Consider the following 14872-nt stretch of genomic DNA (forward strand, 5'->3'; position numbering starts at 1 on the left):
TTACCGGCTAATCTGGTTAACCACACTCATCACACTGCTGGCAGGCATGCCCTGGGATAGAGCTTTCGCCATATATTGCATATAAGGATCGATATGGCTGAATATGCTTTTATAACCGTCACACAGGACGCTATAGGAAACACCGTTTTTATCGGTTGCCAGACGGTGTTTCGGGCAGTCACCATGACAGGCAAATTTATACCGGCAAGCTTCACACCCGGCGCTTAAGTCAGCCTTGCTCCGGCCAAACTTACGCTGCTGTTTGCTGGCGTGAACTTTTGCTAACTTATCCTGCAATATATTTCCAACCTTATGACCTTTATAAACAAAGTGATCACAAGCGTAAATATCCCCGTTCTGCTCAATCACCATGGCATCACCGCAGGTTTTCTGAAATACACATAAACTTGGCTGATATCCGGCCCAGGCTGCTAAGGCACTTTCAAACAGCTGAACATAGACTTTCGATACGTCATTTCTCACCCATTGATCGAAAATCGTATTCATAAAGCTGCCGTACTCTTTGGCATCCACACTAAACGGCAGCAGATCTTCTGACGCATCAGCCACAGAGACTGTCTGAATATTACCTGCTCCAAACCGGGCCCGGCTTTCAACAACCGGGATGTACTGATGAAAGGTTGAATTAATGCTTTTTAAAAAGTCATACACTTTTTTGGGGTGTTTGACATTGATATCGTTTACTACGGTTAAGGTATTAAACTCCACGCCATGCTTGTTCAGTAGCTCAACCGCTCTCATCACAATTTTAAACGTCGGCTGACCGGTTTTCGTCACCCGGTAAGCATTATGCAGCTCTTCCGGCCCGTCGATGGACAACCCCACCAGAAAGTTATTCTGCTTAAGAAAACGACACCACTGCTCATCCAGCAGTACGCCATTAGTCTGCAGGCTGTTGCGGATACGTTTTCCGTTGGCAAAGCGCTTTTGGTATTCCAGAACCTTGTGGAAAAAACCGAGCCCGGCTAATGTGGGTTCACCACCCTGCCAGGCGAACTCAACCTCCGGCGTCGGCTGACTGGCAATGTAGTTTTTGATGTAACTCCTGAGTACATCATCACTCATGGCGTAGCCTTGCTTGCTTCCGGAAGGTGCTTTAATAAACTTCTCTTTTTCCAGATAGAAACAGTAGTCGCAACCCAGATTGCAGTGGAAGCTGGTTGGTTTTGCCATCAGGTGAAATACTTTGGACATCAAATACTCCGGGGTTCTTTATTCTCTAATCGCCATAGTCGGGGCATAAATTTATGATAAAGCCCGGTTTTTCGTCATTCCTGCGGAGGCAGGAATCTACTCACTGCGGGCTGTAAGGTAAATGGATCAATTTACTCTACAACGCGTTGACAGTAGATCCCCGCCTTCGCGGGGATGACGTCATTTGGGCCTAATTAGGCTATCAGGAATTACGAATCATTTCATAACGGGCACGAATGTCAGTTATGATTTTCTTCTCACTGTCTGAGATCCCGTCTGCCAGCAGGTTATTGGCTTCACGAGGATCGACAGACAAATCGTAAAGTTTCGACTCTTCACCCTCTATCTGAATCAACTTGTACTGCCCTTCCCTGATTGCCCAGCCAAAAACATCGCTTGGTTTAGAATCAGACTTATCTTCCTGGAAGTGTTCAACATAAACATAATCACGTTCACCCTTTCCGCCGCTCAGTGCAGGACGGAAATCGAATGAGTCAGATGAGTCCACCTTTACTCCGGCATAACCGGCAACTGTGGCGAAAAGGTCCGAAGTAGAAACAAAAGCATCGGTTCTTCCCGGCTTAACGCCCGGTCCGTTAACGATAAACGGAACATGGGTGCCACTGTCATAAATGGTGCCCTTCGCGGCATGGTCACCATAAAATCCTCGCGTAACCTGATTTGGCGTCCCATTATCACCCACAAACATGATGACCGTATTGTCACGGGTTTTCTTATCCATTGATGTCAGCAGACGGCCTATTTCACTATCCAGCGCCTCTAACATAGCGTTGTAGTAAGGCAGCGGATTTCTCTTAATGGAGTCCGCATCCGAAGGCAGGTCACCGGCCGTATGCAAGTCAGCCGGTGGCAGATGGAACGGGGTGTGCGGCGCATTATAAGCCAGCCAGAGGAACCATGGATTTTTCTGCTCATCCATCCAGTTCAGGGCTTTATCGGTTATTTCAGTGGTTGAGTAGTTGTTTACTTTTACCCGGCTGCCATGGGTAACTGCGGGCCAGGTAAAGTAATCACGAACGCCACCTTTGAACATACCAAAGTAGTCCGGCACGCCCAGCTGTTCAGGATGATTCAGAGACTCACCCGCTCCCGCTAAGTGCCATTTACCTAACAGGTTGGCGCTGTAATCCGTTTTATCCAGCAGATCAAAAAGTGAGTTTGCATCCGCCGACAGCCCATTTGTTCCCCGTGGGGGTATCGCTGCCCCAACGCCGGTACGAAAGCCGTACTGCCCGGTCATAATAGTTGCCCTTGTTGGCGAACAAACCGGTGCAGAATAGCCATTTTCAAACACCATGCTCTGCTCACAAAGCGCTTCCAGATTAGGCATATTTGCCTGCTGATCACCCAGCGAGTAACAGCTGGACGCATCGATTCCCATATCATCGGCAATGATCAACAAAACATTCGGTGCTTCATTGGCCATCGCCATACAAGGCAGTGCCGTCAGACATGCCGTGCTTATCGCTGAAGAAAGCTTCATATTTAGTCCCTTTGGTTGTCCGTTTCATCAATTCTAATGAGAGCGGAGCACAGACTAGTTTAGATCTGGTTTAGATGAAGTAAAGCTATGTAAAGCCACGTTTTCGCTTTTTATTTTCTTAAAATTTGAAACAGATACAGCAAAACCAGCCTTAATGTCATTTTTGTCGACTATGCTTGATAAGTAACGAGTTTTATAAAGTTCAGGTGCCGATGAAGTATTTACCAGGTATTCGAACCAGCATAGCGCTGCTACTGTCTTTTTTACTGGTAGTCGCCTTTTCGGTTATCGAATACCAACATTCTCAATATACTAAATACTCCCATGAGCAGATCGTAAGGTCAGCCAAAAGGGAGCTGCATGTCATCCGTTCAAATCTGGAAGCGGATATCTATTCCGATATCTTCTACGCCAATAGCCTGGCAACGATTATCAGCAGCAACCCTGAATCAACCACCAGCCAGTGGAACGACATAGCCACAGAGCTATACAGTAAGTCACACCATCTGAAGAATCTGGGTGTGGCACCCGATGATGTGATTAAGTTTATTTACCCTATTGAAGGTAACGAAAAGGCACTGGGGCTTGACTTCAGAACCGTACCAAAGCAGTGGGAAACCGTAAAAAAAGCGCGAAAGATGGAATCTATCTTTGTTGCCGGGCCGGTAAATCTTGTTCAGGGCGGCGTTGGCCTTATCGCACGTACCCCCATCTTTACCGACCCACCGCTTAACCTGGAATACTGGGGAACCTGCAGCGTTGTGCTGGATCTGGAAAAGCTATTTCGGGCAGCTGGTGTATATGAAATAGATAAAAGATACGATTTCTCCATAAGAGGCAAAGATGGGAAAGGCTCTCAGGGGGAGGTTTTCTGGGGAAATCCTGCTGTTTTTGACTCAATCTACAGCAGCGAGAATGTGATTCTGCCCTCCGGCACATGGGAAATGGCCGTCTCCATCTCTTCTCTCTATGAAGACATTCCGTTCACTGATAAATATGCGGCAAGGTTAATCGGTTATCCCATCGTGCTTATCTTTGCCCTGCTATTTATCGCCTTCTACCACTTTTATAAAAAGGCATACCATCTTTCCATGCAGGATGGCGTAACCCGTCTGCCTAATCACAAATATTTCGCCTTTACACTTCAGCAGATGATCAATCACTCCCGTAAGAGGGATACCGGCTTTGCTCTGGTGAAGATTTATCTGAATGACGTTCACCCGGTAGACAGCACTTATGGACGAAACACCGGCAACAGCCTGCTGATGGAAGTGGCGGAAAGAATAACACGAGGGCTGCAATCCTCTGACATCCTGGCCAGAACAGACAGAGCAACGTTTTTTGCGATTCTTCCACGGATAGTGGACGAAGATCTGATCAGGCAGATTACCACCAATCTGGAGCATTCCATTTGTGAAAAACAGGTGAAGCTGGAAACCGATAAAATTGATATCACGGTTTCCATCAGCCACACTGTTTTTCTGGACAAGGCGCTTAACGCCGAAGAGTTAATGCTGATGGTAGGCGAACCTAGTGATTGATCTGGTGGAGATACCTGATCAGTTCCATCCGCATTTCATCGCTCACCTGGCTATGCCAGAAGCCTGCCATGTGTGCTATGAGAGGCAAACCAAACATCAATAACAGCAAGATAATCAGCACGCCTCGTGCTGATAGTTTGCTGCCCCAACGCGATCTGACAGACAACGCCTCTTTTTTCGGGCAAGCGCTGATACAGCGCATGCAGGACTGGCATTCATCCACCCGCACCGTCTCGATAACATGCACCTGAATCCGGGCAGGACATGCTCTTGTGCACTTATCACAACTCATCCCCCCGGCATCATTCAGACAATGACTGGTATCTCGTCTGACTTTAAACGGGCTAAGAAAGCTAAGCAGCCCCAGAGCTGCGCCATAGGGACAGAGATAACGGCAAAAAGACTGCTTCTGCCAGGCCGCCATTAAAAATATAACAAGCAGAATGGTTCCGCCGATTACTCCCGGACTGACAAAGAACATGGCCGTTTTCAGGTCCGCAATCTTCATATAATGCCCGTTCAGATAATAGGGCAGAGCCTCTTTGGGCATGGCTAATACCACAATATATAAAAGCCCGGCAAGCAGCAGGTACTTCAGCATCCGCAGCGGCCAGTCCAGCCATTTGGGAGGATTCCACTCACCTTTTATCAGGCGGGTTCTTAACTTATGAATATACTGCCCGGCTAACCCAACCGGACAAAACCAGCCACAGAAAGCACGCTTAACAAACACTCCGCTAAGCAGGACAGATGTGAGCATAACCGCAGCGGCGGGATGATTTTTATCCCAGAAATTCAGTGTCAGTATTGCTTTGATTTCCAGGCCAGCGGCAATCGGAAGAAAAGCATCCACCACATCCGGGCGGCTGATATCCGGAACAATGCCATGAGCAAGCAGGCTGTAGTAGACAATATACTGGCAACCCACCAGTGCTATCGCCAGTCCCATCATATGCTGCACCCAGTCACGCAGAGTATTTTCCCGGCCGGTGGCCGTTGCCAGCTCCGGTCTGAAGCGGTGAAGCAGCCCAAGTCCGGCCAGCCCGGCAACCGTTCCAAGCAGCAGCGGCCATGAGAAAGAAACAGCAAGAGCAGAAATAACCAGGGCCAGGGTCATCATCGAACCCCACTTTTGCTTGCTGGTATAAAGAAGGCTCAGGCAGAACGCCAGGCCGGACATCAGAATTATGGACTCAAGAACAGACATTTTTTATCGATACTACACTCGTCAGGATTGGTATGGTAACGAATTTCAAGGAGATATTCCTATAGTGCGCTCTCAAGTTTTTATCAGGCAATTCATCCTAAAGGGCTAATACCAATACCAGATAAAAAAAGAGCCAACCGCAAATCAAGCAGTTGGCTTATAGATAGTGTGAACAATTGTATTCACTAACAACGTCAGTTGGCTAGGTGACCCTCGGCTTTAAGAAGGGTCATTATATGTATTGCATAGTGCGTGCCAACTTTAATGAAACGGATTACATGATACGCTAAGAGAATTCTGAGCTCTTATCACTGCCTTCAATAGCAAATTGCATTTGCATAATGCTATTTTTGCAAATTAAAAAATATGGTGGCTCTGGTTAAACTTTTCTGACAGTTACAACAAATACAACTAATAACATTTTACACACTGACGCAACAGTCATTAACATGTTTATCCCGTATTTAATAAATGGTTTTTACAAATGAGGTATCAGATAAAAGAAGCTTTAGACAGAATTTCAGACTTAACCTCCTGCAACCCTAACAGTGTTAAGCTTGCTAAAGCCGAACCGAATAACATTCGCCTGAGTTGTACCGACGCAAATGATAGCCAGGTAGATTTCATCTACACCAGTGGTGAGCTGTACCGTCTGTCTAACCATCATCAGGTGAAGTTGTCTTCAGAAAAGTAGCAAAAATATAATCTGAAACTCCCCCTATTACTCAGCATAACTTGCCATATCGCTGAGTTTTAAGTATTTCCTGAATTTAATTATTGCGATAAATGCTTCTTTACCGGCACTTCAAATTTATGATTATTTTGCATTTTAAATATGCATAGAATACATATCATAAAACCTCATAATGTTTACTGTGCATACATAGCTTTTCATGGCAGAATAGCCCCGCCCTATTAATCAACAAGCTGGTTGTCAGCGAATTTTTGCAGAGGTTAAGTGTGAAAGGTCTGTTTGAAGAGTCCCAAATCGGAAATATGCTAGTAAAAAACCGCTTTGTCAGAAGCGCCACCTGGGAAAATATGACCACTGAACATGGTCATATGACGGACAGCCTTTATGAAATCTACGATGAGCTGGCAAAGGGTGAAGTTGGATTAATTATTACCGGCTACGCCAATATTGTGCCGGAAGAGCAGCCAAATCCGGGAATGATGGGGATGTATGATGACTCATTTCTGGATGAGTACAAAAAGCTGACAGACCTTGTTCATCAAAGCGATGCGAAGATCCTGATGCAGCTTGCCTACGGCGGAACAAAAACCACTCACAATGTCGGCTCTCGCGTTATTTTTGCACCAAGTGAGGTCGCTGAAAGAGGTACTAAAACTCTTGGTAAAGCGATGACCAAAGATGAGATAGATTACATTGTTAACGCCTTTGCCCTTGCCGCCGGAAGAGCTAAGCAGGCCGGTTTTGACGGTGTTGAAATTCATGGCGCACATACCTATCTGATTAACCAGTTTCTGAGTCCTTATTACAACCGTCGTGAAGATGAGTATGGTGGCAGCCTGGAAAACCGGATGCGTTTTCTGCTGGAAATCTACCGCGAGATGCGCAAAGTTGTCGGTGAAGACTTCCCTATTCTGGTTAAGCTTACCGCTACCGAGTTTTTTGAAGACGGCCTGACGTTTGATGAAACCCGAATCATCTGTAAGAAAATGGAAGAGATCGGTGTAGACGGTATCGAGATCTCAGGGAATATTCACGGTAAAGCGAATGATATGGTCGGTGAAGCCTACGATGGTCACGCTATCCAGGAAGAGGGTTACTTCCTTGAATACGGAAAAGTCATCAGCGAAGAGGTGAATATTCCGGTCATTACCGTGGGCGGTCTTTCCGATATCAATACCATTGAGGAAATGGCTGCGAATACCAATATCGGCTACTTCGCCATAGCGCGCCCGTTGCTTTCTGAGCCTCAGCTAATCAAGCGCTGGAAAGAGGGCGACCGGAGCCCGGCTATCTGTGAAAGATGCTCTAAATGCCGTACACGCAGAGGTAACTTCTGTGTGGTTCACAACAAACGCAGAAAAGCCGCTTAATCAATAAAAATCACAAACTTACGTCCAACCTCGACTCGTTCCCACGCTCCCGCGTGGGAATGCATACCAGACTCAAATATTCCAGCCCCCTACCAGATTTCCCCGAAACAGAAGATAGCTGAGAATGTAAATGCTGTAGGTTCTACAGAATGTCTCAGGCTCAGGTAGGCATTCCCACGCTGGAGCATGGGAACGAGGAAATGCATAACTTTCAATGAGTTATGCACACGCGCCACTACTCAGTCAGAGCGATTTATCTTTAACACCTTATCCTGAATCATTCGTTCAATATCCCTTGCTGCCACGGGCTTGGAATAAACATAACCCTGAATCAGATCGCAGCCGTAGTTATGGATGCAATCGAGCTGCTCGTTGGTCTCTACCCCTTCTGCAACCACGTTCAGCCCGAGGTTTTTGGCGAAGCTAACGATTGAACGGACAATTGCCACATCTTTCGAGTTATCCGGTACATAATCCACAAAGGTTTTATCTATCTTCAGGGTAGAAATAGGCAGGTTCTTCAGCTGTGAAAAGGAAGAGTAGCCGGTGCCGAAATCATCAATCGCCATCTTGATACCAAGGTCATTGATGGATTTCAGTGTTTCCAGACAGTGGCTTCCCTCGATATTAGCCTCAATCAGGTACTCTTCAGTCAGTTCGATCTCCAGCATGCGGGAGGGTACATCCGACTTTTTCAGCTCATTCTCAATAAACTGGCAAAGCCTCTCATCGTGCAGTTGACTGGCTGAGACGTTAACCGCTATTGATATCTCATTGTATTCAGTATCCTTCCACGCTTTTAGCTGCTGAACGGCACTTTCAATGACCCACTTCCCCATGGGAACAATAAGCCCCGTATCCTCAGCAACCGGGATAAAGTCAGCCGGAGAAATAATACCCTGCTCTCCCCGGTCCCAGCGGATCAGAGCTTCTACTCCTTTCAGTATCCCGGACTCAGGGTCCACCTTTGGCTGATAGACAAGATGAAACTCGTTATTCTTTAACCCTTCACGAAGCTCATTTTCCAGCGTCCATGACTTCATGGTCTCTTCGGTCAGTTCACTGGAATAAAAAGCCAGCTTGCTTTGCGTTCTGCGCTTGGCATCATACATAGCCGTATCCGCATTACGCAGTAACTCTTCCTGTGTGATGCCATTGTCCGGATACAGGCTGATACCTATACTCGCCTCAACATGCAGACGCTGTCCGTCCACCTCGAAAGGAAACTCAAAGCCTTCAAGGATCCTCTGGGTTAACTGACTGACACTCTGAATACTGTCGATGCTATCCAGAATAACCGCAAACTCATCGCCCCCCAGCCGTGCCACTGTGTCATAAAGACGGATAACACTTCTCAGCCTTTCTGCCACCCGGATTAACAGCATGTCACCGATATCATGCCCCAGCGAATCGTTAATATATTTAAATCTGTCCAGGTCGATATAGAGCAGCGCCACTTTTTGATTGCTTCGCTGTGAGCGGTCAATTGCCCCCTCAAGCAACCGGTGGAAAAGCACCCGGTTCGGCAAGTCCGTCAGTGCATCGTGGTGAGCAATATGATTCAGCCGGAACTGGGACTCCTTCAAACTGGAAATATCCTGAATCGTACCAATAAGCAAACAGGATTCATCGGTAACCAACTGAGCCTGTATATGGGTATAGATAACGCTCTCATCCGAAAGCTGAAGGCGTGCCTCGATATCAAAGCCTTCGGCTCCGTTCTTTTCAAGTACATTACTGACGGTGGCGCTGAAAAGCGCGCGGTCTGACTCATGGATCAGATGAGTCAGCTCATCCAGACCATGCTCAAACCCGGTTCCCGGCAGAGAAAGCATTTTACTCAGTTGGAAAGAGAACCTGACCTCATCGGTTTCACAGTTGAGTTCCCAGTAGCCTAGTTTGGCGATTTCCTGAGCCTGCTCCAGACGGCTTTCGCTCTGTTTTAAGGCTTTAAAATCATCCGATGCCCTGAGCACATACCTCAAACGGTAGCTGATAAGAGACCAGTTAAGCGGCTTAGCGATAAAGTCCGTTGCACCATAGTCATACGCCTGTTCGATGGATTCGCTGTCATCCAGCCCGGTGATCATTACTATCGGCACCTCCCGCCCCTGCTCAGAGGCGCGGACATATTTGCAGATATCAAAGCCACTCATATCGGGAAGCCTGACATCAAGCAGAAGCATGCAGTAACGATTCCTGTGATAAAGCTCCAGCGCCTGACTGCCATTCGGGGCTTCGTGTATCTCATAATCACCCAGGCTGCCGATGGACTCCCGCAAAAGCAAGCGCGTCATCTCATCGTCGTCCACCAGCAATATATTCTGACTATGCTTGTTTAGCTTCATTATCCATACTCTCGCTTAAGAAGGTTTCCAGATGCTCTTTCACCTGCTCCGCTTCATAGACTATCTGTTCAATTAACTCAGCCACTTTATATTCCACTTCATCTTTAGCGGCTTTTTCCAACTGCTTTGAAAGCTTCGACAAATTGTGCGCACCGACATTGGCACTGCTGGACTTCAGCGAATGCGCCGCACCTGACAACTGTTCCAGGTCCCTGACATCTTTAAAAGTACAGAGGGAAGTGTCCAAATTTTCAAGGAACAGATTTGCAACTTTGTTAACCAGCACTGCAGATTTATCAGGATTCAGGTTGGCTATTTGTCTTAATGCACCTAATTCCAGCGGCTCAGAAGCCGTTTTGCTGTATACCGGCTGAGCGGACTTCAGATCTTTATCCAGGATTTTTTCTCTTGGAATATCCAGCCTTGTTGCGATTGCCTCATAAAGTTGCACGATTGAGAGTGGTTTGCTCAGATATCCGTTCATTCCCGATTCAGTGCAGCGCTCAATATCACCGGGCATCGCATTTGCCGTTAATGCAATAACAGGAATAGGGGCAGAGGTTTTTACCGTTGCTTCATATTCTCGAATAAGCCTGGTGGCGCACAGCCCATCCATAACCGGCATCTGAACGTCCATAAGAACAAGGTCATACACACTATTTTGCAGTAGCCTGAGTGCCTCGCGGCCATTCTCAGCCATATCACACTGAAGCCCCAGTTTTTCAAGCATAATTGAGGCAACTTCCTGGTTTACCGGGTTGTCCTCTGCAACCAGAATTCTGAATGGATAATCAAAGCGGTGCGGTTCCGACTCCAGCAGCTCCTGCCCCTCTTCTGGCCCCGCCCCTGACGTTTCTGCTAATCTCTCATTTTTCACAAAGTCAGTGAGTAAGGATTTCTCCATCGGCACCTCTATCCAGAAGCAACTGCCTATCCCAACCTCTGAATACAGTCCGATTTTTCCGTCCATTAACGAAACAATGCTTTTTACGATTGCCAAGCCAAGTCCGGTACCGCCGTACTGACGGGTAGTGGAACTGTCCTCCTGAGAAAAGGAAGAAAAAATCAGTTCCTGTTTACTCTTTTGTACGCCGATGCCTGTATCTTCAACTTCAAAGCGAATAAGCTCTGCACCGTTAACCTGAACGGGTTTAGCCCGCAATACCACCTTACCTTTTTCGGTAAATTTGATGGCGTTGTTTAACAGGTTAACCAATATCTGTCTCAGCCTTACCGGGTCGCCCACATACCCTGTTCCTATTTCCGGATGAACAGAAATAATCAGCTCCAGCCCCTTATTTGTGGCCTGTTCAAGGAAGAAGCCAGATATCTCCTCAACAACTTCTCTCAGGCTAAAATCCACTTTTTCCAGCGTTAGCTTTCCTGCTTCAATCTTAGAAAAATCGAGAATATCGTTAATGATATTTAAAAGGTTGTGGCCCGACTGATGAACAAGTTTAGTCAGGTGCTTCTGCTTGTTGTTTAGCTCACTGGTGGAAAGCAGCTCCGTCATTCCCAGAATGCCGTTCATAGGTGTACGGATTTCATGGCTCATTGTGGCCAGAAACTCACTTTTAGCTTTGTTGGCGGCCTCGGCACGCTCTTTTTCCAGAGTCAGCTCTTCTGTCCGCTTTTCTACTTCATCTTCAAGGTGATCCCTGTGCCTGGCCAGCTCGGTATCCCGCTGCTCTATCTGCTCAAGCATCAGGTTGAACCCCTTCATTAACGAACCTATCTCATCATCTCTGTCTGCATCGATTCTGACCTGGTAATTTTTATGTTCTGATACCTCTTCCATAACAGAAGTAAGATAAGAGACAGGTTGTGAAATATTACGCTGCATTCTTTCAGACAAAATAAAAGCAAGAATCATACTGACAATAATGCAGCCAATGCCGAAAGTAACCTGTAGCGTAATCTGGCTATTTATTTCATTCATATCATTGACCAACACAATATGACCAATAATAAATCCTTCAAACAGTATGGGTTCAATATGAACCATAAGGCCATCAAAGCCGCCAACAAACAGCTGACCAAAACCGATTTCTGACCAGTCTAACTTCTGTGATGCAATAAAACCCGGTTTTACATACTCTGCCAACAATGTCTGGTGAGCGGTATATATTCGACCTAAGACGTTATCCGGCTTTGTTATCAGGCTGTCCAGAATTTCCTGCGCAGCATCAGCATCTTCAAAACTGACCGATGCTGTGCTTTGCGACGCCAGAATTTTCGCCACAGTGTTAATCTGGCTCTCAGATGTATAGTAAATATGGTCATATTCCAGAATACCGTTAACCAGTGTGATAAGCACAGCAACCAGGCAACCGGAAATTAATCCGATTGCAGTCAGTCTGGTACGAAGTGAAAATGATTTTTTTGCAGCCATAGAGTCACCTTGAGCCGTCAATAAGTATTCCAAGCTTTAATAGCTTAGAACTAAATTCAACAGGTTGCTTATGAACATAGTTTTTATCAATCTCAAACCTGAGCTTTCCGCTACGCTCAACCAAATTAATAATTCCGCCACTTCGCATAAATTTGTCATTATCACTAATGGTGACAACACCCCGGCCTGCCACCTGCTGCAGAATATAGCGATAGCGGCGGCTTTCTGCGGGAGAGACATAAAGCATATGACAAGCTTCGAATTCATGGACCTTGTCCGGATAGCTAATCTGAATGGGGTGCATTCCCAGCGTCCTGCCATACATTGCGGAAAGTGCCTGCACCACATCATTCTCACCGAACAGGCAGATATTCAGAGCGGCATCGGCAGAGGAAAGCTTCCATTCAGGCCAACGGGTAAACCTGCCGATATTGTAAATATAGGCGGCTTTCAGCTCGGCCAGAGTCTTGGTTGCAGCCAGAGGAATACCGGCAGTGAGCATCATACTCATGCCGAGTAAGGTCAGCACATTTATCAGTTTGACCTTAAACTTTCCCATAGCCTTATCTACCAGCTAACCGAAATATCTGCATATACACTCCGTTCAAGCTCCGAGGCTCGTCTCCAGGTTCCCTCCATATACTCCAGATGATGATCCTGAAGCAGGTTTCTGCCTGTAAGTGCCGTATTCAGCCATTCATTTATCTGCCAGCCAATGCGCAAATCCATATCCGTATATGCATCAACAGTGTAGTCGTAACCATTAAACTTCCATGGCTGCTCATCGTTATAGAAGAGACGAACATCCAGCTCCCAGTCAGGTGTCAGGTTATAACTGGCCCATAGCGATAACTGATGCTGCGGCACTCTGTCTTCATCCATGGAAATCACTATGTCACTAAACTCATTCGGGTCCGTGTCTTCCAGATGGATATCGATAAAGCTATAGCTAAACTGATACTTTGCATTCTCAGTTGCATACCAGGTAGTAGATAGCTCGCCACCATAACTGTAGCCTTCAATGTTGTTTACAAAGTAAAGTGGTGCTCGCAGAAAGGGCTGGCCGTTAATGCTGGTCAGCTCGTAACCGTCGTAGGTATAACTGCGGAGATTGCTGTAGTCGTTGTAAAAAAGCGCCAGATCCATCGCCACCTTTTCAACCGGCTGCCAGCGGATCCCGGCCTCATATGCAATCAGATGTTCGGATTCATAGTCATCACTTCCCGACACCTGCATAAACACAGGCAACGGAGAAGCGCTGCCCGGCGGATACGCCGCCATGGATAAGACAGTATCAGTCTCTCCTCGCGAAGGAATACGCGATGCGCGGGCGATAGCGCCCCAAACTGTCATGTCATCATCAGGTACCCAACTGACACGGATATTGGGCTGAACTTCCACATCGCTGTAACTATTCCCTTCTATCTTTGTGCCCAAAGTAAAAGAGAGATCCTGATCAGGAAAGCGGATCGTATCCTGAGCAAACAGGTTCCAGATACCATAGATGCTTTTCGAATCATCAACCGAAATCCAGGCACCATTTTCCAGTACATTACGGCCCCAGCGGTATCCCCCTCCCCAGACAACCTCATGGTTATCGGCCGGTACTAACTGATGCTGGAAACTGAGATCAAGGGTATCCAGTTGTTCGTCATACCTGATCTCTTCCCGGTTATAGAAGTCATACCAAACGTTAACACTAAACTCAGAGTCCAGCCCGGTATGCTGAACCCAGCGCGCTTGTAGATTTCCGCCCTCTGTTTTCATTTTGCTTTGGTTTAATTCAAAGCCAAAGGGAGACTCATAAAGAGGAATATTCAGTTCCTGATCTATATCGGTTTTGTAGAGATCACCATTTACCGTCAGGCTGGCATCACGGAAGCCGTGATGATCCAGGCGGAATCCGCTTCTGAGATACTCCCCGTCATTTTGCTGGGAGTCACCGCTTGCGGAGCTGGCAGAATCAAGCTGCTTCCCCTTGGCGTAGACTTTAAGGTGAGTAGTCCCATTTAGGTTACCCCCTTGCCTGACAGAGACTAAACCCTGAAGCTCATTACCATAGGCAACCCTTGCCTGCCCCCCATGAGTATCGCATGAACCTTTGGTAATAATGTTAATCACACCGTTAACTGCATTGGTCCCCCAAAGCGTTGCACCCGGCCCGCGAATCACCTCTATTCGCTCTATGTCTGCCATCACGTAATCATGATTTTCCCAGTACACACCTGAATAGGTCGGCGTATAGATACTGCGCCCGTCAATCATAACCAAAAGCTTGTTTGCCAGCCTGCCGCCAAAGCCACGAACCCCGATTGACCATTTATTGGAGTCAATCTGAGCGGCATAAACTCCCGGCACCAGCCTTAGTGCTTCGGGAATGCTTGTCGCTCCGGAGCGACGAATTTCTGTTTGAGTAACCACATGTACAGCTGCTGCTGCCTGAGATAACTTCTCTGCTCTTTTACTCACAGAGGTTACTTCTATTTCCATCAGCTCATCAAAACTTAAATCGGTAAAGTCCTGAGCAAAGCTATTGGCAGCAATCCCAAGCGGTAGAAAACAAATTATCCCTGTCAGTTTCGACATAGTTGTTCCACGCTT

The 14872-nt window shown here is 46.8% G+C and carries 10 protein-coding genes; 3 read left to right on the forward strand and 7 right to left on the reverse strand.

Going from position 1 to position 14872, the window contains the following annotated elements:
• Entirely contained in the window at positions 1 to 1215 is a 1215-nt protein-coding gene (locus tag L3Q72_RS17645) for an anaerobic sulfatase maturase (protein WP_275133480.1), read from the reverse strand.
• Positions 1216 to 1417: 202 nt separating this feature from the next.
• Positions 1418 to 2719 (reverse strand): sulfatase-like hydrolase/transferase, encoded by a 1302-nt coding sequence (locus L3Q72_RS17650; protein ID WP_275133481.1) that lies wholly within the window; start codon positions 2717 to 2719, stop codon positions 1418 to 1420.
• A 212-nt stretch (positions 2720 to 2931) separates the two neighbouring features.
• On the opposite strand from L3Q72_RS17650, the gene L3Q72_RS17655 reads away from it, so the two are divergent.
• A complete protein-coding gene (locus L3Q72_RS17655; protein WP_275133482.1) occupies positions 2932 to 4260 on the forward strand; it encodes a diguanylate cyclase in 1329 nt (442 codons plus the stop codon).
• On the opposite strand, the gene L3Q72_RS17660 is transcribed toward L3Q72_RS17655, so the two are convergent.
• The gene (locus tag L3Q72_RS17660) at positions 4250 to 5467 is read right to left on the reverse strand and encodes a 4Fe-4S binding protein (protein ID WP_275133483.1); all 1218 of its coding nucleotides are present in this window, start codon (positions 5465 to 5467) and stop codon (positions 4250 to 4252) included. The genes L3Q72_RS17655 and L3Q72_RS17660 overlap by 11 nt on opposite strands.
• A gap of 484 nt (positions 5468 to 5951) precedes the next feature.
• Between L3Q72_RS17660 and L3Q72_RS17665 the strand changes: the two genes are divergently transcribed.
• Positions 5952 to 6161 carry a hypothetical protein gene (locus L3Q72_RS17665; protein WP_275133484.1) on the forward strand — a complete coding sequence of 70 codons (210 nt, stop codon included), beginning with the start codon at positions 5952 to 5954 and terminating at the stop codon, positions 6159 to 6161.
• A 266-nt stretch (positions 6162 to 6427) separates the two neighbouring features.
• Positions 6428 to 7531: an NADH:flavin oxidoreductase gene (locus L3Q72_RS17670; protein WP_275133485.1), complete on the forward strand. Its 1104-nt coding sequence runs from the start codon at positions 6428 to 6430 to the stop codon at positions 7529 to 7531.
• 239 nt (positions 7532 to 7770) lie between these two features.
• On the opposite strand, the gene L3Q72_RS17675 is transcribed toward L3Q72_RS17670, so the two are convergent.
• From L3Q72_RS17675 to L3Q72_RS17690, 4 genes are read right to left on the reverse strand one after another with little or no spacing between them, the layout of a single operon-like run.
• Entirely contained in the window at positions 7771 to 9879 is a 2109-nt protein-coding gene (locus L3Q72_RS17675) for an EAL domain-containing protein (RefSeq protein WP_275133486.1), read from the reverse strand.
• A complete protein-coding gene (locus L3Q72_RS17680; RefSeq protein ID WP_275133487.1) occupies positions 9860 to 12271 on the reverse strand; it encodes an ATP-binding protein in 2412 nt (803 codons plus the stop codon). Before L3Q72_RS17680 ends, L3Q72_RS17675 begins: the two co-directional genes overlap by 20 nt.
• A 4-nt stretch (positions 12272 to 12275) precedes the next feature.
• Positions 12276 to 12830 (reverse strand): YfiR family protein, encoded by a 555-nt coding sequence (locus L3Q72_RS17685; RefSeq protein ID WP_275133488.1) that lies wholly within the window; start codon positions 12828 to 12830, stop codon positions 12276 to 12278.
• Between the two features lie 8 nt (positions 12831 to 12838).
• Complete coding sequence (locus tag L3Q72_RS17690) at positions 12839 to 14857, reverse strand: TonB-dependent receptor (protein ID WP_275133489.1); 2019 nt, start codon at positions 14855 to 14857, stop codon at positions 12839 to 12841.
• Between the last annotated feature and the right edge of the window lie 15 nt (positions 14858 to 14872).

It is taken from the genome of Vibrio sp. JC009 (genome assembly GCF_029016485.1).
Lineage (GTDB): Bacteria > Pseudomonadota > Gammaproteobacteria > Enterobacterales > Vibrionaceae > Vibrio.

Coding starts and splice junctions, on each gene's coding strand:
- L3Q72_RS17645 (WP_275133480.1), bottom strand. CDS start 1,215: ATGTCCAAAGTATTTCACCTGATGGCAAAACCAACCAGCTTCCACTGC.
- L3Q72_RS17660 (WP_275133483.1), bottom strand. CDS start 5,467: ATGTCTGTTCTTGAGTCCATAATTCTGATGTCCGGCCTGGCGTTCTGC.
- L3Q72_RS17675 (WP_275133486.1), bottom strand. CDS start 9,879: ATGAAGCTAAACAAGCATAGTCAGAATATATTGCTGGTGGACGACGAT.
- L3Q72_RS17690 (WP_275133489.1), bottom strand. CDS start 14,857: ATGTCGAAACTGACAGGGATAATTTGTTTTCTACCGCTTGGGATTGCT.
- L3Q72_RS17685 (WP_275133488.1), bottom strand. CDS start 12,830: ATGGGAAAGTTTAAGGTCAAACTGATAAATGTGCTGACCTTACTCGGC.
- L3Q72_RS17665 (WP_275133484.1), top strand. CDS start 5,952: ATGAGGTATCAGATAAAAGAAGCTTTAGACAGAATTTCAGACTTAACC.
- L3Q72_RS17680 (WP_275133487.1), bottom strand. CDS start 12,271: ATGGCTGCAAAAAAATCATTTTCACTTCGTACCAGACTGACTGCAATC.
- L3Q72_RS17655 (WP_275133482.1), top strand. CDS start 2,932: ATGAAGTATTTACCAGGTATTCGAACCAGCATAGCGCTGCTACTGTCT.
- L3Q72_RS17650 (WP_275133481.1), bottom strand. CDS start 2,719: ATGAAGCTTTCTTCAGCGATAAGCACGGCATGTCTGACGGCACTGCCT.